Genomic DNA, 18,443 nt, shown 5'->3' with positions numbered 1-18,443 from the left:
AAACACCATCCGGTTCCGCAGGCTGGGTGCGTGATAGAAAGTCGATCGGTTTTCCGCTGGGTACTCGGATGGCTTCCTCCTCGGCCATGACAATCTGTCCGCCAATGATGGTTGCCGCAAATGATGGCGGTAGAGTCGACGAAGGCGTCCGAATGAATGGCCGGCAGGTCATCATTAGGGTTTCTGCGAATCATTCTTTTCTCCTTGGTCATTCAGTGCCCGGGTAAACCAGTCTTTTGTCTGTTTCCAGTGTTTCCTGCCGTAAAGCTCGATGAACTTGCGGGTCATGTGGTTGTTGTCGTCGTCCAGGGCGGCCAGTCTTTCGCGGATAAAGCTCTCACCAAGCGGGATCCCGCATATTTCGGTAATGCAATGTCGCCACTCGGTATAGGAGTCAGGCAGGGGAAAGCTCATGGTTCTTCTCCGAGAAGGTTGTTGATCGGGTATGTAATGTTATAACATTACATAAAAAGGAGAGCATCATGCCTCGCACCATCAGTGAGAAGGCGCTGCTGACTATGAAGGCGTCGCAATACATGAACGCCAGCCAGCGGCAGTTTTTCCGCAAACGTCTTGCTGCCCTGGCTCACGATTGCGAACAGCACATCGGCAGTGCCAGAAATAATCTGCAGACACCGGCCCAGGCTGACCCATTGGACGCCGCTGTAGAGGAGGAGACCTGCCGCCATCAGCTACGCTTTATGGCGCGCCAAGAAGCCTTGCTGGGGAAAGTTCGTGGCGCCCTGAGGCGGCTGGAAAACGGGGATTACGGTTACTGCAAAATCAGTGGTGAACCCATTGGTCTGCCGCGGCTGCTGGCCCGTCCTACTACGGAATACTGCGCCGAGGTGAAGGCTCGCCTTGAGCAGAATGAACGACATTATGCCCATCAACGAATTGGATAGAGACATGACAAGCCAGCAACCCAGCCCCATTCGCCAGCTTCCCGTTACCGTGTTGTCAGGGTTTCTCGGCGCGGGAAAAACCACTGTCCTCAATCATATTCTCAACAATCGAAGTGGCCTGCGCGTTGCCGTCATCGTCAACGACATGAGCGAAATTAACATTGATGCGGCACTGGTTAACCAGAACGTGTCACTGAACCGCTCGGAAGAGAAACTGGTGGAAATGAGCAATGGCTGCATCTGCTGCACATTGCGAGAGGACCTGTTAGTGGAAGTGAACCGCCTGGCTAGGGAAGGCTCTTTCGACTATCTGGTGATTGAGTCCACCGGAATTTCAGAACCCTTGCCCGTGGCAGAAACCTTTACGTTTGAAGATGAAAACGGGGAAGGGCTGTCCTCCGTGGCCCGGTTGGACACCATGGTTACGGTGGTCGATGCGGTTAACTTCCTGCGGGATTATCGTAGTGCCCGCACGCTTCAGCAGGAGCAGGAAAACCTTGGTGATGAAGATCATCGTAATGTGGTGGACCTGTTGGTGGAGCAAGTGGAATTCTGTGACGTGCTGTTGATCAGCAAGACGGATTTGGTCACAGAAAAGGAACTGGAGGTGTTGCAGGCAACCTTGCGGTTGTTGAACCCGGATGCCCGGATTTTGCCCATTCGCCACGGCATGGTGCCGCTGGAAGCGGTGCTCAATACAGGACGGTTTGACTTTGAAAAAGCCCAGCAGGCGCCGGGGTGGTTAAAGGAAATGCGTGGCGAGCATTTGCCTGAAACCGAGGAATACGGGATTAGCAGTTTCACCTATGAAGCGCGTCGGCCGTTCCATCCGCAGCGATTCTGGGACTTCCTGCAGCAGCCCTGGCCGTTGGGAACCTTGCTGCGCTCCAAGGGCTTTTTCTGGCTGGCCAGCCGGCCACACTTTGCGGGTAGCTGGAGCCAGGCCGGTGACATTGTTCACCATGGCCCGGCCGGCATGTTCTGGAAAACCGTGCCGGAGCAACACTGGCCCAGTGACGAAGAATACCGCGCGCTGATCATGGAGAAGTGGCAGGAACCTTTCGGCGACATGCGCCAGGAACTGGTGTTTATCGGCCACAACCTGCAGCCAGACGAAACCCGCAAGGCACTGGATGCCTGCTTGTTGACGGAAGCGGAAATGCTTCAGGGCAAGGCGCTGTGGGAGCAGCTGGACGATCCCTTCCCGCAATGGGAGGTGGCAGGGTGATGCAAGCTCAAACGGTCACCGTCACGCCTCCAGGCTGGCAAGGCGCACCGGAGGTGACGGTACTCGCGGATATCTTCGAGGATGATGTGCAAGTGGCCGTGTGGAATCGGCCCAGCCCGGTGGGGCAGGATGTGGTGGCCCTGGCCTGCGAGCAACGGCTGGCAGTGAAAAGCTGGTTGGACATCGCTCAGCTGGAAGCGACCCTGCTGCGGTCCCTGCCGCACGAAACCTATGCTCCCTTGAGAGAGGACCTGTTCTTGTTAGCCGATATGGTTGCCTGTCTGTTCGGGGTTGACGGAGTCGGTCTGCGAGTGACCGCGTTGCGCAAACCGATGTGCCCACGCTTCCACGTGGACCGGATCCCGGTTCGCATGCTGTGCACCTATGGCGGGGCGGGCAGCCAGTGGTTGCCCTCCCCACGGGTGTCGGACCAGCTTTTAGTGCCCGGCTGTGATCAGAGTGCGCTTTACCAGCAACAACACGTGGAGCAGCTGGAGGCTGGGCAGGTGGCCCTGTTCAAAGGAGAGACATGGCGGGATAATCCGGGAGCGGGCGTGGTCCATCGGTCCCCGCCCATGTCTCCCGGCCAGCAACGCTTGTTGGTCACTCTGGATATCTAGGCTGAAAACATGGCAGTGAGTCGTACCGAGCAGATTCTTAACAGCGCTGAACAGCAATGCCTCAAGCAGGGCGTGCGGATGACGCCCCAGCGCAAGCAGGTCATGTCGTTGATGCTGGAGCAGGGTGGTCCGCAAACGGCCTATCAGCTGCTGGATCAGTTCAAGGCTCGTTACCAGAGCAATGCGCAGCCGCCTACTATGTATCGAGCGCTGGATTTTCTGGTTCAGCAAGGCCTGGCCCATCGGCTTAGCTCCACCAACCAGTATCTGGCCTGTGATCACATCACTTGCCAGCATGGGCACAGGGGAACGGTGTTCCTTTTGTGTGATCAGTGCGGCGGCGTTCAGGAAACTCCCATGGCGGGGTCAGCGGTGGACGCATTACAGCAGACCCTGGACGAAGTGGGTTTTGTCATTCAGCGCGAACCCCTGCTGGAAGTGCATGGTCGTTGCGTGGATTGCGCGGCGTCGTAAACAAACAATCGTTTTTCGGGAGACGGCAATGCAACGTTTTCGCCTGGACGCGATGGCCATCGGCCTGTCCAGTCTCTGCATGATTCACTGTGTCGCCAGCCTGGCGGGGCTCTTTGCCATCGGCCTGTTATCCGTTTTTGGCCGTGTCGAGGAAGTCTTTCATCTGGTTATGCTCGCCATCATCGTGCCGGTCAGCCTGCTTGCTATCGGCATGGGGTACCGCCGACATCGCTGGATCTGGCGGTGGATGCCATGTGGCTGGAAGGCACCTTGACGGTCTCATCGCAAGACACCGAATACGGCACAGCAGGGTATGTGCTGGAAGGTAAAAGTGCAGAACCCTTTACGGGTTACCCTCGGTAACGCTTCTGCTGTTAACGCCTGGCCGGCGGGCCTGTTGCTCTCTTCCCCTCTCTCTTTTTCACCCTGTTCCGTCCTGTTTTTTCTCTTCACGTTGGCGTTCGTCGGTCCAAAAACGCTTTTCCGGCCTGATCCGTGACGTTTTTGGCTCTTTGTCCAACCTTGTTACATTTTACATACTGGAGAGAATGTAAAGCTTCAGATAGTCTCGAAAGAGCTGAATAAAAATACACCAGAACAATAAACCCCCCGGGAGAGAGGGACCATGGATATACTCCAGCTGCTGGTCAGCGGGGTCGCTAACGGCTGCATCTACGGGTTGCTGGCACTGGGCTTTGTGCTGATCTACAAAGCGTCAGAAGCGGTCAACTTTGCGCAGGGTGACATGATGATGCTGGGGGCCTTTCTGGGCATTACCTTCATCAATGCCGAGTATGCCGACCTGCCATTCCTGATAGGCATTACTCTGGCCGCCCTGATTCTAGGGATCTTTGGTTACCTGTTGGATCGCCTGGTATTGCGCGCCATTTTTGGTCAGCCGCAGTTCGCCATGGTGATTCTCACCATCGCTCTGGGTTTTCTGCTGCGTTTCGCCGCCGGTGTGATCTGGGGGCATGATCCCGCCTCCCTGCAAACGCCCTTTGTCGGCAAGGTGTGGGAATTCGGTGAACTGATTATTCCGGTGGTGGATGCGTTGATTATCACCACCACCGTGGCCCTCACGTCCATTCTCTATTTCTTCTTTGCCCGCACCCGCCTTGGTGTGGCCATGCAGGCCAGCAGCCAGAACCAGATGGCTGCTTACTACATGGGCATTCCGGTGAAGCGGATCAACGCCATCGTCTGGGCGCTGTCCGGGGTGGTGGCCGCCATTGCCGGGGTCATGTTCGCCGCCAAGGGGGCGGTTGAGCCGTCGGTGGGGCTGCTGTTTGGCATCAAGGCGTTTGCCGCTGCGGTAATCGGTGGCCTGGGGTCATTGCCCGGTGCGTTACTGGGCGGGTTGCTGGTAGGCATCGTGGAACCGTTCGCGGGCCGTTACTTGCCTTCTGGCGTCGGTCAGATTGCTCCTTATGTGCTGATGCTGCTGGTGCTGATCCTGCGCCCCGGTGGCCTGTTTGCACAGATCAGCCAGAAGAAGGTGTAGGCCATGAGCAACCGTTTTAAAAGCCGTTACGACGACGATATCAATCTGTTTGAAGGCCGCTGGCACATGGCCCAGTACGCGATACTGGCAGCGTTGTTGCTGGCGGCGCCCTGGGTGCTCGGCAATTACTACCTGGGGGAGCTCACCGCCGTTCTGGTCTGGTCGCTGGCCGGGTTGGGGCTGATGCTGATCAGTGGCCACACCGGGCAGGTGAGCCTTGGCCATGCCGCGTTTATGGCGATCGGTGCCTTTACCAATCTGGCGCTGATGCAGCGAGGCTGGCATTTCCTGCCTGCGCTGCTGGCCAGTGCGGTGACCTCCGGGGTGGCAGGCGCCGTCATTGCCCGGCCGATACTGCGCATGAGCGGCATCTATCTGGGCATCGCCACCCTGGCGTTGAGCATCATCGTGGAAGATGTGTCGATCATGGCCGAGCCGGTGACCGGCGGGGTCGCCGGGGTGTTTGCTCCGCCAATCAGCCTGTTTGGCATGGAGATCGATCGCTACGCCACGCCAGAGGCTTTTTATTATCTCTGTCTGGGAGTGCTGGTGCTGGTGACGCTGGGCTACCTGAACCTGCTGCGTAGCGCCTCGGGCCGATCCTTTCTGGCGGTACGTGACAGCGAGGTCTCTGCCCGCGCACTTGGCGTCAATGTGGCCCGCGCGAAAACGCTGGCGTTCAGCTTGTCCTGTGCCATTACCGGGCTGGCGGGTGCGCTCTACGCTCATCTGGCCCAGGCGGTGAACTATGAAAGCTTCCTGGTGCTGATTTCCATCACGCTGCTGTTGCAGGTGGTGATTGGCGGGCTGGGTTCAGTACACGGGGCTTTCTTCGGTGCCATCGTGGTGGTGCTGTTGCCACAGGTTATCGCCATTGCCAGTGATTACCTGGATAACACCGCCGGTATACAGATCGCCGCCTACCCCGGCCTCGATACGGCCCTGTTCGCGCTGTTGATTCTGCTCATGGTGATTTACGAACCCCGCGGACTCTATGGCGTCTGGTTCAAGGTGCGTACCTGGCTGCAACTGTTTCCCTTGTATCGCAAAGGCATGTTCCGACGCACCCGAACTTACCTGAAAACGGAGCGCCAACGATGAGTCTGTTACAGGTCAAGGATCTTTCCATCTCCTTCGGGGGTGTTAAAGCGGTGGACGGGGTGAGCTTCGAGGTGAAGGCCGGCGAAGTCTTTACTCTGGTGGGGCCCAATGGGGCCGGAAAATCCACCATCTTCAATCTGATTAGCCGTCTTTATGAACCGAGTGCGGGGCAGATCATCTTCGATGGCCAGGATATCACTGGCTTGCCTGCCCACGACGTGGCCGGGCTGGGGATCGCCCGCACCTTCCAGAATATCGAGTTGTTCGATCACTCCTCGGTCTTGCAGAACCTGTTGATCGGCCGGCACTGCCGCCGACAAACCCGCTGGTTCGAGGAATTGTTGTTTTTGCCCAAGGTGCGACGCAGTGAGCGTGAACAGCGTCTGTTGGTGGAAGAGGTCATCGACTTTCTGGATCTGGCGCCGTACCGGGACAAATTAATCGCAGGCTTGCCTTACGGCGTGCGCAAGGTGGTGGAAATCGCCCGTGCACTGGCCAGTGAACCGAAGCTGATTCTGCTGGATGAACCGGCTTCCGGCCTTAGTGTGGAAGAAACCCAGAACATGGCCTGGTGGATCGAGGACATGCAGAAAGATCTGGGGCTTACCGTACTGATGGTGGAGCACGATATGAGCCTGGTGTCGCGTGTCTCCGACCGGGTGCTGGCGGTGGCAGAAGGCCACCCGCTAGCCATGGGGACCGCTGCCGAAGTGCAGGCGAATCCGAAAGTGATTGAAGCTTATCTGGGTACGGAGGCCACATCATGAGTGACGCGGCAGAGAAAACCCTGAGCGCCCAGCCCCTGTTGCAGGTGAAGAACCTGGAAGCGTTTTATGGCCCGGTGATGGCCCTACGCGGGGTATCCATCGATGTCCATGAAGGCTCGGTGGTCACCATTCTGGGTGCCAACGGTGCCGGCAAGACTACCCTGATGAAGACCATTTCCGGTGCGTTGGCACCGCGCAAAGGCAGCGTCACCCTGGCTGGCGAGACCATCGACGGCAGCGAACCGGACAAACTGGTACGCAAAGGCATTGCCCATGTGCCAGAAGGGCGAGAGGTTTTCCCGTTCCTGAGCGTGGAAGAAAACCTGGTCATGGGCGCCTATATTCGCCGTGACAAGGCCGCAGTCCGCCAGGATATCGAAATGGTTTATGACTATTTTCCTATCCTCAAGGAGCGCCGTAGTCAGGCGGCAGGCACCTTGTCCGGCGGCCAGCAGCAAATGCTGGCCATTGGCCGTGGGCTGATGTCGCGCCCTTCATTGATGCTGCTGGATGAGCCTTCGCTGGGCCTGTCGCCACTGCTGGTGCAGGAAATCTTCGAGATTATCCGCCGGCTCAACAAAGAGCAGGGCGTAACGTTATTGCTGGTAGAGCAGAATGCCCAGGTGGCACTGAATACGGCAGACCACGGCTACGTACTGGAAACCGGGCGCATTGTCATGGATGGCAGTGCCGACGATCTACTCGCCAGCGATGATATTCGCGAATTTTATCTGGGCCAGTCGGCGGGGGATGACCGACCGGAAAAACGCTGGAAACGAAAGAAGACCTGGCGCTGATGATGACTAAAAATAACACCACACCCACTCAGCTCCACGGTTGCGATACCGTGGTCAAACTCTGGCGAAAGCAATGCCTGGAGCGGGGCAGTAATATTGCTCACCGTGAAAAGGATCTGGGCATCTGGCAAAGCCATAGTTGGCTGGATTATTACGAAAAGGCCCGCGCCATTGGCGTTGCGCTCTTGTCCCTGGGGCTGGAGCGTGGTCAGCCAGTATCCATTCTCAGCGAAGACAACAAGGAATGGCTGTACTGCGATCTGGGTATTGCCGGTGCGGGTGGTATCAGTAACGGCGTCTACACCACCGACAGCCCCGAGCAGCTGGCCTACCTGATCAACGACAGTGAATCGGCCTTCCTGTTTGTGGAGAACGATGAACAGCTGGACAAGTACCTGACCGTGCGTGATCAGGTGCCGACCCTGAAAAAAGTCATTGTTTATGACCGCAAAGGGTTGCGGGATTTTGACGATCCCATGGTCATGTTCCTGGATGAACTTTACGCACTGGGTGAACAGATCCCGGATGCAGAAGAGCAGTTCAGCACCTGCATTGCCCAGAGCCAACCCGATGACATCCGCATGCTGATCTACACTTCCGGTACCACCGGGGCGCCCAAGGGGGCCATGATCAGTCATCGCAATGTGTTGTTCCAGCTGGCCGCCGGCGAGCAGGTACTCGATGCCCATGAAGACGATGATCAGCTGTGTTTCCTGCCCCTGTGCCATATTCTGGAACGGCTGGTGTCCGTGGAGCTGCCCATCTACAAGGGCTGCACGGTGAATTTTGCAGAAAGCCCGGAAACCGTCTTTGAAAACCTGCGTGAAGTGTCTCCCCATACCTTTGCGGCGGTGCCGCGCCTGTGGGAAAAGGTCTACAGTTCCATGATGACCCTGCGTGACGAAGCCACCGGGTTCGGTCGCTGGTGTTTCGATCGTGCGGTGGCTGCCGGCGAAGCCTGGCATTGCGATGGCAAGCGCAATCCGCTGTCGGCCCTGCAATACCAGTTCTGGAACCTGCTGGTGCTGCGCAATGTTCGTGACCTGATCGGCATGAACCGCCTGCGTCGTGGCACCACCGGCGCGGCGCCCATCGCCCCGGAACAGATCCGCTGGTTCCAGTCACTGGGGGTGCCTTTGTTCGAAGGCTACGGCATGACCGAGACCACCGGTGTGGCCTCGCTGAACAGTGCCAAACGCGAGAAGGTGGGCACTGTGGGTGAAGCGCTCCCCGGAACCGAGGTGCGCATTGCCGACAACGGTGAAGTGCTGGTGCGTGGTGATCACGTCTTTGCCGGTTACTGGCGGAAACCCGAAAAAACCGCCGAAGACATCCGCGATGGCTGGCTGCATACCGGCGATGTGGGGCGCCTGGAAGACGGCATGCTCACCATTACCGGTCGCCTCAAGGACATCATTATCACCGCAGGGGGCAAGAACATTACGCCGGCAGAAATTGAAAGCCGGATGAAGTTCTCGCCCTATATTTCTGATGCCGTGGTGATTGGCGACAAGCGCAAGTATCTCACTTGCCTGATCATGATTGATCAGGAGAACGTGGAGAAATACGCCCAGGATCGCCAGGTACCGTTTTCCAATTTTGCGTCACTGTGTCGAGCCAAAGAAGTGCTGGACCTCATCGACAGTGTTATTCAGGACGTGAATAAACAATTCGCCCAGGTGGAACAGATCAAGTATTTCCGCCTGATCGATGTGCTGCTCACCGCTGAGGATGAGGAGCTGACCGCAACCATGAAGCTGAAGCGTTCCTTCGTGGAGAAAAAACACAAGCACCTGATTGATTCCATGTACTGATGGTACGAGAGGAGAGTGCATCATGAAGAAGCTCTGTCTGGCGGCTGTAACCGCCATGGCCCTGGTGGGCTGCAGTGACAACAATAACAAGGAAGACGACAAAGCCGCAGCCGAATCGGTGCGTGGCGTGACCGACACTGAAATCAGAATTGGCGGCATGCACGACCTGTCCGGGGTATTCGCAGCGTTTTCTTCACCGGCCGTGCAAGTGGCCAACGACATGTTCGAAGAAGTGAACGAACAGGGCGGCATTCATGGCCGCAAGATTCGTTATATCGTCGAAGACCATGCCTATCAGGTTCCCAAGGCAACGCAAGCGGTGAACAAGCTGGTTAGCCGCGATGAAGTCTTTGCCATGCTGATGAGTCTGGGGACGCCCCATAACCTGGCGGCGTTTCCGATCATGGATCGCAACAAGGTTCCCAGCGTCCTGCCGTTATCGCTTTCCCGGCAGATGGAAGAAGAAGGGGACTTCCGCTACCGCTACGTGCTCGGCCCCAGCTACTACGAGGGCGTATTGCAGGGCGTGAACCGGTTGGTGGAAGACGAGGGCATTGAGAAAATTTGTGTGATGTATATTCCCTCTGACTTCGGTGAAGAGGTGAATCAGGCGGTTAACGATGCAGCAGACGCCAACGATGCACTGACTCTGGCTGAGAGCTCATCTCATCGCCCGGATGAAAGTGATTTCAGCGGTACGCTGGCGCGCCTGCGCGATGCCAACTGCGAACTGGTGGCGGTAGCCCTGCCTGTGCGCCCCATTATCACCGTCGTCGCGACAGCCAAACAGATGGGTTGGGATGATGCCAAGTTCATCGTATCCCAGGCGGGCTTCCACTCTGCCGTTGCGGCGGCACCGGGTGGTGTTACCGAAGGGTTGTACGGTGTTGCTTCCTGGGAGGACATCGTCAGCCGCATGACCCATGTGCCGGAAGCTGAGGAGTGGGGCAAAGCCTACAAGGAGCAATATGGTGAACTGCCCAGTGGTGGCGCCGTACTCGGTCGTGTTGGTGCCATGCTCATCATCAACGCCCTGCGCGAAGCCGGCCCGGACCTGACCACGGAATCTTTCCTGGATGCGCTGGAATCACTGAAATTCAGTGACAAGGTAACCGGCGTGGAGACGGAGATGAGCGAGACTAATCACCGCGCGGGTAGCGGGATTATTCTGTCTCAGGTTCAGGATGGTATCTGGCGGCCTGTTGCCGAAATGGAATAACCCTGCTCCTGAGTCGCCAAGGCCACCGTTCCCTAAAAGGGGGCGGTGGCTCTGTATTCAGGTCTCCCTCCCTTTATTCATTCCCTTCGTCGTCCTCGCTGACCGGTTCCATGCTGGCAGGCTCTTGCCTTTGATTCATGCTGTTATTCGCATCATCTCAACGACCACGGTAGATTAGCCCCTGATTGGCAGGCTTTTCAGTAAGCCGTTAAAAGGGACAAGCATGAATACACCTGAATCGGACCCGCTGCAGAAAAACGCGCGGCTGGAAACCCGTATCACTGCCGAAGCGCTACGTCAGTTGCTCGGCCTCTCACGCCGTTTGACCTGGTCCAGGCTGGCGGTGGTGTTGCCGGTGGCGATAGTGCACTACAACGCGGTGCCTCTATTCTGGCTGGTGTTATGGGTGACGATGATGCTGGCGGGCATCCTTTTTCATGAATACACCGGACAACGCTTTCGTAACGAGGGCTGTGACGATGCCCGCTTGCGCGATTGGCAAAGAATATTGCTCATCAGCCGCTTTTATCTGGGCACGGTCTGGGGCGTCGCCATATATGGGTTCTATCAGGTGGATACGCCCGCCCTGCAGATTTTTCTGGTGACGATTGCGCTGGTGTTGAGCATTGGCAATATTATTCCGGCGCATTACAGCCTGCCCCTGTATCACGTTTATGCCGGGCCGATTTTTCTGGCGTTGACTCTGGTGTTTATTGGCCAGAATGAACCGTTTTATTGGGTGTTGGCGCTGATGATGGTCTGGGTCTTTCTGGCCGGTGCCCGGTTTGCGCGCATGCTTAACCGCTCTTTTCGAGAACAGATTCGATTGCGCTTCGAAAGTGATGACCTGTCTGCGGCGCTGGCAAGAAAAACAGAAGAGGCGGAGCAAGCGACCCAGGCCAAGTCCCGTTTTCTTGCCGCTGCCAGCCATGATTTGCGTCAACCACTGCACGCGTTGTCGTTATTCGTTGATGTGCTCCATGAAGCGAAGAGCGATCAGGAAAGGGCGCGTATCTTTCCCCGGGTTCTGCTTTCAGTGGATGCACTGCGTAAGCTGTTCGATGCGCTGCTGGATGTGTCCCGGCTGGATGCTCGAGTGGTGGAGCCGGATATCTCTCATTTTGATATTGGCGCTCTGCTTATCGAACTTGCCGCTGAGTTCCAGCCTGCGGCGCAAGAGAAGGCATTGAAGCTGGTTGTGCACGCTCATCCGCAAACGGTAATGACGGATCGAGTGTTGTTAGCGCGCATTCTGCGCAACCTGATCAGTAATGCTGTGCGTTATACGCAAGCCGGGGGTGTATTGCTTAGCCTGCGCAACCGCTCAGGCAAGTTACTGGTTCAGGTATGGGATACCGGCGGGGGGATCGATGTGCATGACCAGGACATGATTTTCCAGGAGTTTCATCAACTCGATAATGCCGGACGTGATCGTAATCAGGGGCTGGGACTGGGGTTGGCGCTGGTTCGCCGGATCAGTGACCTGCTAGAGCACCCGTTGACCCTGCGTTCGGTGCCGGGCCGGGGCAGTGTATTCAGCTTATCCATTCCCCGGGGTAGCGCCAGCCTCGCCGCACAGGAACGCGTGGGCGTCCCTCTGATGCACAGCTGGGATTTGTCCGGTCGCCGTATTCTGGTGATTGATGATGATGTGGAGATCCTGGATGCCATGGAAACCCTGTTGGGCAAATGGCAGTGCGATGTGCGAGTGGCGGCGGATTTGGGCGAGGCCCTGGAAGCGTTATCAAAAGACGATTTCAAGGCTGAACTGGTGCTGTCTGATTTGCGTCTTCGTCACGGTAATTCCGGTATTACGGCGATCAATCAGCTCCGTGAGCAATGCGGTTATCCATTGGCGGGGGTGCTGATTACCGGCGATACCGATGCGGAGGTGCTAACCATGGCGGCGGCCAGTGACTATGAGGTTTTGCAAAAACCGTTACGACCGGCTCAGCTGCGCATGATGATCCACAACGCCTTGCCGGAGAAAGGAAAGTAAAGCCCTACACTGACTTGGCGAGAATGTCCCGGGTAACGGCATTTTGTACGCAGCTGGTGCTGTTACTGGCACCGAGTATCACGAACAGGGCGCTGACATGGGATTTCACGGTGTGCTCGGTGAGAAACAGGGTGCTGGCGATTTGTTTATTGGAATAACCCTGTGCCATCAACTGCAGCACATCGTACTGCCGGCGGGTAATGCCACTGGTTTTCAGTGCCAGGTTGGCTTCTGCCTCCAGCGGAGGGCGGCGAGTGCTGAGTCGGTTGATCTGTTGTTCAATGTGATCGGGCAAATAGATATCCCCCTCCAGCACACCGTTTAAGGCATCCAGCATCTGCTGGCTGCCGTAACTTTTCGGAATAAAGCCCAGCGCCCCCAGTTCCAGCGCCGAACGTATCTTGGCGGCATTGTCTTCACCGGATACCACGACCACCGGCAGGCGTAGTTTCCGCTCCCGCAGGCTTTGCAGCAGTGCTATGCCATCCATGCCAGGCATACACAGATCGATTAAGGCCAGATCCAGTTCTTGCGGATGCTCCAGTGCCTGAATGGCTTTTTCCACGCTGTTGGCTTCGGTGATCTGTATTTCCTTATCCAGCTTTTCCAGAATATGACGAATGCCATCCAGGAAAAGTTGGTGATCATCAACGACAAGAACACGCATAGCGACTCCGGTAAATCATGCCTCTATACATTAAAGCACAGCAGGAAAAAACGAGATTCATACTAACGAGGGAAGATGTGTAAACCCGATCCCCCCACCATGGTGCCACAGGGGAAACCGAACAGCGGAGCTTGCTCTAAGCAACGCGATCGCCATGTTGTCAGATAGAGGGAGAGGGTAATGAAAAGCAGAACGGGATTACTTGCCATGTCGGTGCTGGTGTTGGCTGCCTGTGGTGGTGGCGGAGGCAGTAGCGGCGGGGGCGGTTCAGCGGGAGGTAATGGTGGTGGAACGACCCCGCCGGCGGCGTTCAACACCAGCGCTACAAGCCCCTCCGACGGGGCAACCTTGCAGGCGGACTTTCCCCTTTCGGTACGTCTGGATGCTCCGGTGGATCCAGCCACGGTGGATGCACTGAGCTTTTCGGTTACCGCTGGCGTTAACCCGGTGCCCGGCAGCTTTTCGTATAGTGAGGACAACAGGGTGATTGTTTTCACCCCGGATGCGGATCTGGTCAATGGTACCGATTACACGGTCACCTTGAGTCCGGATATTCTCAGTGCCAGCGGTGACGCTCTGGCCACCACGACCTGGACATTTACTGCTTCGGCTACAGCCAATTATGGCTGCACGATTACCGCTCCGCCGGCAGCATTGGGGGTGGATGCCTATTACACAAAATACTGCGATGCTGATGGCATTCCGGTGCTTGGCGGCGCCCTGCTGCCGGATGCGGCCTTGCAACGCGCCTGGTCACAGGCCCGTTATATGCTGAAAATGCGTCAGGACCTGCTTGAAGAGATGGTCAACCAAGGCACCCGCATTGCGATCGTTTCGAAGGATGAAGGGATCACTGATCTGCCGGAATACGCCAACCTGGACACCACGAACCCGCTACCCGGTGGGCAGTTATGGGATGATCGCTCACGGGGATTCGGGGCGGTTCCGGGGCGGCCGGTTTCCAGTGGTGCGGAAGAAAATCTTCTGTGTCTGGGGCTGGGGGATGATCGCTATAATGGTGAAAGCATCTTCGTCCATGAATTTGCCCATTCCATTCACCTCATGGGGCTGAATTTTGCGGAGCCGGGTTTCGAGGCAGAACTGAATGCGGCGTATGATGCCGCCATGCTCGCGGGTACTTATGACAACACCTATGCGACTGAGAATGCCCAGGAATATTGGGCGGAAGGGGTGCAGAACTGGTTCAACCTGAATCTGGAAGCGATCCCATCCGACGGAATCCATAACGCAATCAACACCCGTGCTGAGCTGAAAGCCAGTGATCCCACCTTGCATGAACTGCTATCCCGGATTTTCCCGGAGAACTGGGGAGCAGACACCTGCGTATACCCCTGACTTTTTCCTTATTGGAACGCGGCGCCTTGGGGCAGACAAACACGTAATAGCGTTCCGAAGGAGAAGGCCCTCACTGGTAACCCGGTGAGGGCTTTTTTTTGGTTCACCGCGGAATTGAGTGATCATCCGGTTTCAGAACTTGTCTTGTTATCCCGACTTGGCAGCCGCTGAACGCCGGATACCCGACGAAGGACGCTTGCGTTCAAAACCTGAAAACCTTGTTGGCCACCATACTCTCTGTGCAAAGTGCATTACCCGATTATTGCCATCAATGATGGCCCTGACAATTCCTTGAAATACCTCTGAAAAGAGATGCCGGAATAACGACAGCCTCTCAGGTGATGGAGGTTTACGTCAGGCATTCGGCGTCGAGCGTTTGGCAAAGTGCCGGGTATTCGCGATAAACCAGGCTGATGGCGAGAAGCGTGTTATTCACTCTAATCCGCGAAGAAGCTTTTTGGGGTTGTGCTGGCTGGGGGCTCTGCTGTGAGCGGCCTTAACAGGCTATTTGCTCTGCCGCAGCATGGCCCAGTGTCGTACCGAGGTCCCGGGGATCTCGTCTTCATGCACGACCTCAAAACCGAACCGTTGATACAAGGACACATTGTTCGGGTTATGGGTATCCAGGTAGCAGGGCAGGCCTTGCTCATCCAGTCGATCCAGTGACGGTTGTAGCAGCGGCGTCGACAATCCGCGACCCTGCTGCGACGGATCAATGCCGAGCAGCAACAGATACGCATGAGGCGCGCTGAGGGCACGATGGTGTACCGCCTGCATGGCCTCGCCTGCCTGCATCTGGCGTTTTATCGCGCCGGGGCCTTGCTTGAGCATGGCGCGCACCGCGCCGAAGCGCAGCATATCGGCCACGCTGTGCCGCAGGGCTGACGATGGCAGCCAGACAGCAGCGCCATCCTGCGGTTGCTGGGCGGTGTGTACCTGACCGTTTTGGCTGGCATGGGCAACCAGAAAACGGAAAGTGTAGTACGCCCGCGCTTCACGTTGCGACGGGTTCGGGAAGAAGTAGACAAACAGGGGGTCGTGGAAAAAGGCCCGGCTGAACATGTGGGCGATGTCGTTGAGGGGCGGTTGTGTCGTTGTCATGGAAGGTATCCGGCTGCGTCATGGAGGAGCATACCGGAAAAGAACAGGCCCGGTGCAGCCTGTTGTATGCACCGGGCCGGGCTGGCCTATGTTCAGGAATGCGAGGCCTGGCTTTGGCTCCCTTCGTAGGGTTCGCCGCCGCCGGGAAAAGCCAGACGCAGGTTGTTCAGCCAGGTAGTGCCAAACTGGCGGAACAGGGAGGCGCTGTTGTATGGAATACCGTAGCGGTCGGCCAGTGCCCGCACCCGTGGTGCCACTTCCTTGTAGCGGTTACTGCACATGTCCGGGAACAGGTGGTGCTCAATCTGGTGCGACAGGTTGCCGGAGAGGATATGGAACAGCTTGCTGCCCTCGATGTTGCAAGAGCCCAGCATTTGCCGCAGATACCAGCGACCACGGGTTTCTCCTTCCACCTGCTCCAGGGTGAAGTTGTGGGCCCCGGCGGGGAAGTGCCCGCAGAAAATAATGGTGAACGCCCAGATGTTGCGGATCAGGTTGGCCACCGCATTGGCGCCGGCCACCATGCCAAACACCAGCAAGGGCGAGAAGGGCACGTAGAAGGAAATCGGGATCGCCACCAGTGCCGCCGCCAGCGGCCAGGCAATATAATCCTTGGCCACCTGTCGCCAGATCTTGTAGCCGATACGCTTTAACAGGGGTGTAAAGTCCTTCAGCTTGTTCTTGCCTTTCAGGTGGTCATCAATGGCCTGCTCATGGACAGCCACGCCTTCCTCGAACAACAGCATCAGCAGAATGAAATAGATCGGCTGCAACAAAAATGCCGGCTTCCATTTCTGCATGGGTGTTACCCGCATGATGCCGTAGCCCACATCCAGATCTTTTTCCAGCACATTGGTCCAGGTGTGGTGCACCACATTGTGCGAATGCATCCAGCGGTCCGAGGGGCTCATGGTGTCCCATTCCCAGGTGTTGGACTGGATTTCCGGGTCCTTCATCCAGTCCCACTGGGCGTGCAGCACGTTGTGGGCAATCTCCATGTTTTCCAGGATCTTGGCGATGCCGAGCGCGAACACGCCCAGGCCCATGAGGGTGAGTGCCACCGGCCAGGTGGCCAGCGCGTGTCCCCAGGCGGGAATGAAAAACAGCGACAGGTAAATCACAAAGCGGGAGCTTACCGCCATGGTGCGCTGGGTCTTGATCACCTTGAGGATATAGGCGCGGTCACGGTCGCCCCGGGAATCAAACACCTCGTTGCGAATGGCTTCCAGCTCGTTACCGAATTCTTCGATCTGTTCATCGGTCAGGTCGACCGGGTATTGATGGGTTTTCATTATTCTTCCCTCACAAATCCAGTTCGCAGTCGCCGGCGGCGGCGCAGATGCAGGTTTGTACAATGCTGCCTGCTTCGTTCAGTACCTCGCCGGTGCGCAGGTCACGCACACACCCGGAAACCAGGGTGGTGTTACAGGTATGGCAGATCCCCATGCGGCAACCGTGGGGCGGGTTCATGCCGGCCGCCTCGGCCACTTTCAGCAGCGGGGTGTCGCTGTCGCCTTCGGTGTCCACATCGCTCTGGGCAAAGCGCACACGGCCACCCACCGCATCGGCGGGCACCTCCGTAAAGGGCGCGCGGAATCGCTCCACATGCAGCCGGCGGCTACAGCCCGCCTCGGCCATGCATTGCTCGATCGCTTCCAGCAGGGAAGGGGGGCCGCAGGCGTACACGTCCCGGTCTTTCCAGTCCGGGCAGAGCGCATCCAGCTGTGCCGCGGAAAAACGGTTACGGCTCGGGTCTTCGCCTTCACGACTGTAAATCAGATGCAGGTTATAGCGATCGTTGTAGCGATCCATCGCCTTCAGTTCCTTGCCCAGCACCACATCAAACTCGTGGGGGGCATAGTGGACATGGTGCGTATCCGGCAGGCGCCCCTGGGCAATCAGGCTGTTGATCATGCTGAACGCGGGGGTGATGCCGCTGCCTGCGGTAATAAACAGCGGCTGAATCGGCTGCGCATCGGGCAGATAGAAATCCCCCTGCGGCAGGCCGATGGGCAGGTAATCGCCTACCTTGATATTGCGCACGATGTGGTGGGAGATAGTGCCCTTGTCGATGGCCTTCACCGTGATCGTGAAGCAGTCGTCTTCGCGCTCGGGGGGCGAGGAAATGGTGTAGGTACGGGTGTAATGCTTGCCATTGGCAGGGATCCCCACTCGCACATGCTGCCCCGCCCGGTGCCCGCGCCAGTTCAGGCCGGGTCGCAGGGTGAGCGTGCGCGCGTCTTTGGTTTCATCCCACACTTTGACTACTCGGGCCTGCAGCTTGTGGGTGGTCCACAGCGGATTCACCAGCTCCAGGTAATGGGAGGTGCGCAGTGGCCAGGCAAAATAATCGGTGATGGTACTCAGTCGAGACCAGATGGATGATGATGCACCTGGCTCTGGCTGGGTGGGTTGACGCATAACGGTTCCTCTTTCGTTGTCATTATTCGAGGTTGTCGCTAACCCGGCATGCAGGTGCTGTTGCAAGCGGGGGCATGGCGTGAACAGTGCCGCTGAGGGCTGCTGTCACCGTCCGTTCCTGTTCATTTCGTTACCGGTAAAAACTGCATGCCGGAACGTTTGAGTATCCTCCTCTGCCAAGTCTGCAGGCCAATGGCCTTAACCGAATCTGTACGTAAACCCTGTGCAGAAGAACAATGTTTACGCTGTGTTAATGAACATGTGTTCACATTCGGCTTTAGCGTAAAACTACTGCTGCCATGCTGTCCAGCCTTTCTTTATGAGCGGTGCGAGCTTTCACCGGTGGCACGCCTGTGTGCGCGCCTGTCGGGGCCGAAAACAGGGCGGAATGGTTAAGTTCCTATGGGAAAGTAAGAGAAGGCTTACAGACGTCGGTTAAATATGTGGTGATAATTTGATCATCTGCTACG

At 57.1% G+C, this 18,443-nt stretch carries 18 protein-coding genes; 13 read left to right on the top strand and 5 right to left on the bottom strand.

The genetic code is table 11. The features are described from left to right. Window positions 1-174: 174 nt before the first annotated feature. Window positions 175-414, bottom strand: a complete 240-nt coding sequence (locus tag ADG881_RS04165) for a hypothetical protein (protein ID WP_007149601.1) — start codon at window positions 412-414, stop codon at window positions 175-177. A gap of 68 nt (window positions 415-482) precedes the next feature. On the opposite strand from ADG881_RS04165, the gene ADG881_RS04160 reads away from it, so the two are divergent. The 12 genes from ADG881_RS04160 to ADG881_RS04105 all read left to right on the top strand — a co-directional run bounded on the left by ADG881_RS04160 (window position 483) and on the right by ADG881_RS04105 (window position 12,428). Continuing rightward, window positions 483-905, top strand: coding sequence for a TraR/DksA C4-type zinc finger protein (locus ADG881_RS04160; protein WP_007148643.1), 423 nt, complete (start codon window positions 483-485; stop codon window positions 903-905). A 4-nt stretch (window positions 906-909) separates the two neighbouring features. Continuing rightward, on the top strand, window positions 910-2,133 hold the full coding sequence (gene zigA / locus ADG881_RS04155) for a zinc metallochaperone GTPase ZigA (RefSeq protein ID WP_007151489.1): 1,224 nt from the start codon (window positions 910-912) through the stop codon (window positions 2,131-2,133). After that, complete coding sequence (locus tag ADG881_RS04150) at window positions 2,133-2,753, top strand: DUF1826 domain-containing protein (RefSeq protein WP_007149695.1); 621 nt, start codon at window positions 2,133-2,135, stop codon at window positions 2,751-2,753. The genes zigA and ADG881_RS04150 overlap by 1 nt, the downstream gene beginning before the upstream one ends. A 9-nt stretch (window positions 2,754-2,762) precedes the next feature. Continuing rightward, on the top strand, window positions 2,763-3,227 hold the full coding sequence (locus ADG881_RS04145) for a transcriptional repressor (protein WP_007151404.1): 465 nt from the start codon (window positions 2,763-2,765) through the stop codon (window positions 3,225-3,227). A 28-nt stretch (window positions 3,228-3,255) separates the two neighbouring features. Then, window positions 3,256-3,501: a MerC domain-containing protein gene (locus ADG881_RS04140; RefSeq protein WP_007150740.1), complete on the top strand. Its 246-nt coding sequence runs from the start codon at window positions 3,256-3,258 to the stop codon at window positions 3,499-3,501. A 351-nt stretch (window positions 3,502-3,852) separates the two neighbouring features. Then, a complete protein-coding gene (locus tag ADG881_RS04135) occupies window positions 3,853-4,731 on the top strand; it encodes a branched-chain amino acid ABC transporter permease (RefSeq protein WP_007150301.1) in 879 nt (292 codons plus the stop codon). A gap of 3 nt (window positions 4,732-4,734) precedes the next feature. After that, a complete protein-coding gene (locus ADG881_RS04130; RefSeq protein WP_007148806.1) occupies window positions 4,735-5,832 on the top strand; it encodes a branched-chain amino acid ABC transporter permease in 1,098 nt (365 codons plus the stop codon). Beyond that, the gene (locus ADG881_RS04125) at window positions 5,829-6,599 is read left to right on the top strand and encodes an ABC transporter ATP-binding protein (RefSeq protein ID WP_007150030.1); all 771 of its coding nucleotides are present in this window, start codon (window positions 5,829-5,831) and stop codon (window positions 6,597-6,599) included. Before ADG881_RS04130 ends, ADG881_RS04125 begins: the two co-directional genes overlap by 4 nt. After that, window positions 6,596-7,396: an ABC transporter ATP-binding protein gene (locus tag ADG881_RS04120; RefSeq protein ID WP_007151022.1), complete on the top strand. Its 801-nt coding sequence runs from the start codon at window positions 6,596-6,598 to the stop codon at window positions 7,394-7,396. The genes ADG881_RS04125 and ADG881_RS04120 overlap by 4 nt, the downstream gene beginning before the upstream one ends. Next, entirely contained in the window at window positions 7,396-9,210 is a 1,815-nt protein-coding gene (locus ADG881_RS04115) for a long-chain fatty acid--CoA ligase (RefSeq protein WP_007150488.1), read from the top strand. The genes ADG881_RS04120 and ADG881_RS04115 overlap by 1 nt, the downstream gene beginning before the upstream one ends. Before the next feature lie 22 nt (window positions 9,211-9,232). After that, on the top strand, window positions 9,233-10,429 hold the full coding sequence (locus ADG881_RS04110; RefSeq protein ID WP_007148574.1) for an ABC transporter substrate-binding protein: 1,197 nt from the start codon (window positions 9,233-9,235) through the stop codon (window positions 10,427-10,429). 223 nt (window positions 10,430-10,652) lie between these two features. Then, window positions 10,653-12,428, top strand: coding sequence for a hybrid sensor histidine kinase/response regulator (locus tag ADG881_RS04105; protein WP_007148856.1), 1,776 nt, complete (start codon window positions 10,653-10,655; stop codon window positions 12,426-12,428). 4 nt (window positions 12,429-12,432) lie between these two features. Here ADG881_RS04105 and ADG881_RS04100 read toward each other — a convergent pair whose 3' ends face one another. Beyond that, on the bottom strand, window positions 12,433-13,095 hold the full coding sequence (locus ADG881_RS04100; RefSeq protein WP_007149070.1) for a response regulator transcription factor: 663 nt from the start codon (window positions 13,093-13,095) through the stop codon (window positions 12,433-12,435). Between the two features lie 180 nt (window positions 13,096-13,275). Here ADG881_RS04100 and ADG881_RS17205 point away from each other — a divergent pair, with 180 nt between their 5' ends. Next, window positions 13,276-14,451, top strand: coding sequence for an Ig-like domain-containing protein (locus tag ADG881_RS17205; RefSeq protein ID WP_083787454.1), 1,176 nt, complete (start codon window positions 13,276-13,278; stop codon window positions 14,449-14,451). A gap of 504 nt (window positions 14,452-14,955) precedes the next feature. Here the strand turns inward: ADG881_RS17205 and ADG881_RS04090 are convergent. From ADG881_RS04090 to ADG881_RS04080, 3 genes are all read right to left on the bottom strand, one after another. Beyond that, complete coding sequence (locus ADG881_RS04090; protein WP_007149774.1) at window positions 14,956-15,552, bottom strand: GNAT family N-acetyltransferase; 597 nt, start codon at window positions 15,550-15,552, stop codon at window positions 14,956-14,958. Between the two features lie 92 nt (window positions 15,553-15,644). Then, window positions 15,645-16,844, bottom strand: coding sequence for an acyl-CoA desaturase (locus ADG881_RS04085; protein WP_007148324.1), 1,200 nt, complete (start codon window positions 16,842-16,844; stop codon window positions 15,645-15,647). Window positions 16,845-16,854: 10 nt separating this feature from the next. Further along, entirely contained in the window at window positions 16,855-17,973 is a 1,119-nt protein-coding gene (locus ADG881_RS04080; protein WP_007150430.1) for a ferredoxin reductase, read from the bottom strand. Between the last annotated feature and the right edge of the window lie 470 nt (window positions 17,974-18,443).

The organism is Alcanivorax sp. DG881 (assembly GCF_000155615.1).
GTDB lineage: Bacteria > Pseudomonadota > Gammaproteobacteria > Pseudomonadales > Alcanivoracaceae > Alcanivorax.
This window is presented reverse-complemented; position numbering and strand designations above follow the sequence as displayed.

What these genes read in the sequence shown, in the direction of transcription:
- ADG881_RS04165 (WP_007149601.1), bottom strand. Translation starts at nt 414, where the DNA reads ATGAGCTTTCCCCTGCCTGACTCCTATACCGAGTGGCGACATTGCATT.
- ADG881_RS04160 (WP_007148643.1), top strand. Translation starts at nt 483, where the DNA reads ATGCCTCGCACCATCAGTGAGAAGGCGCTGCTGACTATGAAGGCGTCG.
- zigA (WP_007151489.1), top strand. Translation starts at nt 910, where the DNA reads ATGACAAGCCAGCAACCCAGCCCCATTCGCCAGCTTCCCGTTACCGTG.
- ADG881_RS04150 (WP_007149695.1), top strand. Translation starts at nt 2,133, where the DNA reads ATGCAAGCTCAAACGGTCACCGTCACGCCTCCAGGCTGGCAAGGCGCA.
- ADG881_RS04145 (WP_007151404.1), top strand. Translation starts at nt 2,763, where the DNA reads ATGGCAGTGAGTCGTACCGAGCAGATTCTTAACAGCGCTGAACAGCAA.
- ADG881_RS04140 (WP_007150740.1), top strand. Translation starts at nt 3,256, where the DNA reads ATGCAACGTTTTCGCCTGGACGCGATGGCCATCGGCCTGTCCAGTCTC.
- ADG881_RS04135 (WP_007150301.1), top strand. Translation starts at nt 3,853, where the DNA reads ATGGATATACTCCAGCTGCTGGTCAGCGGGGTCGCTAACGGCTGCATC.
- ADG881_RS04130 (WP_007148806.1), top strand. Translation starts at nt 4,735, where the DNA reads ATGAGCAACCGTTTTAAAAGCCGTTACGACGACGATATCAATCTGTTT.
- ADG881_RS04125 (WP_007150030.1), top strand. Translation starts at nt 5,829, where the DNA reads ATGAGTCTGTTACAGGTCAAGGATCTTTCCATCTCCTTCGGGGGTGTT.
- ADG881_RS04120 (WP_007151022.1), top strand. Translation starts at nt 6,596, where the DNA reads ATGAGTGACGCGGCAGAGAAAACCCTGAGCGCCCAGCCCCTGTTGCAG.
- ADG881_RS04115 (WP_007150488.1), top strand. Translation starts at nt 7,396, where the DNA reads ATGATGACTAAAAATAACACCACACCCACTCAGCTCCACGGTTGCGAT.
- ADG881_RS04110 (WP_007148574.1), top strand. Translation starts at nt 9,233, where the DNA reads ATGAAGAAGCTCTGTCTGGCGGCTGTAACCGCCATGGCCCTGGTGGGC.
- ADG881_RS04105 (WP_007148856.1), top strand. Translation starts at nt 10,653, where the DNA reads ATGAATACACCTGAATCGGACCCGCTGCAGAAAAACGCGCGGCTGGAA.
- ADG881_RS04100 (WP_007149070.1), bottom strand. Translation starts at nt 13,095, where the DNA reads ATGCGTGTTCTTGTCGTTGATGATCACCAACTTTTCCTGGATGGCATT.
- ADG881_RS17205 (WP_083787454.1), top strand. Translation starts at nt 13,276, where the DNA reads ATGAAAAGCAGAACGGGATTACTTGCCATGTCGGTGCTGGTGTTGGCT.
- ADG881_RS04090 (WP_007149774.1), bottom strand. Translation starts at nt 15,552, where the DNA reads ATGACAACGACACAACCGCCCCTCAACGACATCGCCCACATGTTCAGC.
- ADG881_RS04085 (WP_007148324.1), bottom strand. Translation starts at nt 16,844, where the DNA reads ATGAAAACCCATCAATACCCGGTCGACCTGACCGATGAACAGATCGAA.
- ADG881_RS04080 (WP_007150430.1), bottom strand. Translation starts at nt 17,973, where the DNA reads ATGCGTCAACCCACCCAGCCAGAGCCAGGTGCATCATCATCCATCTGG.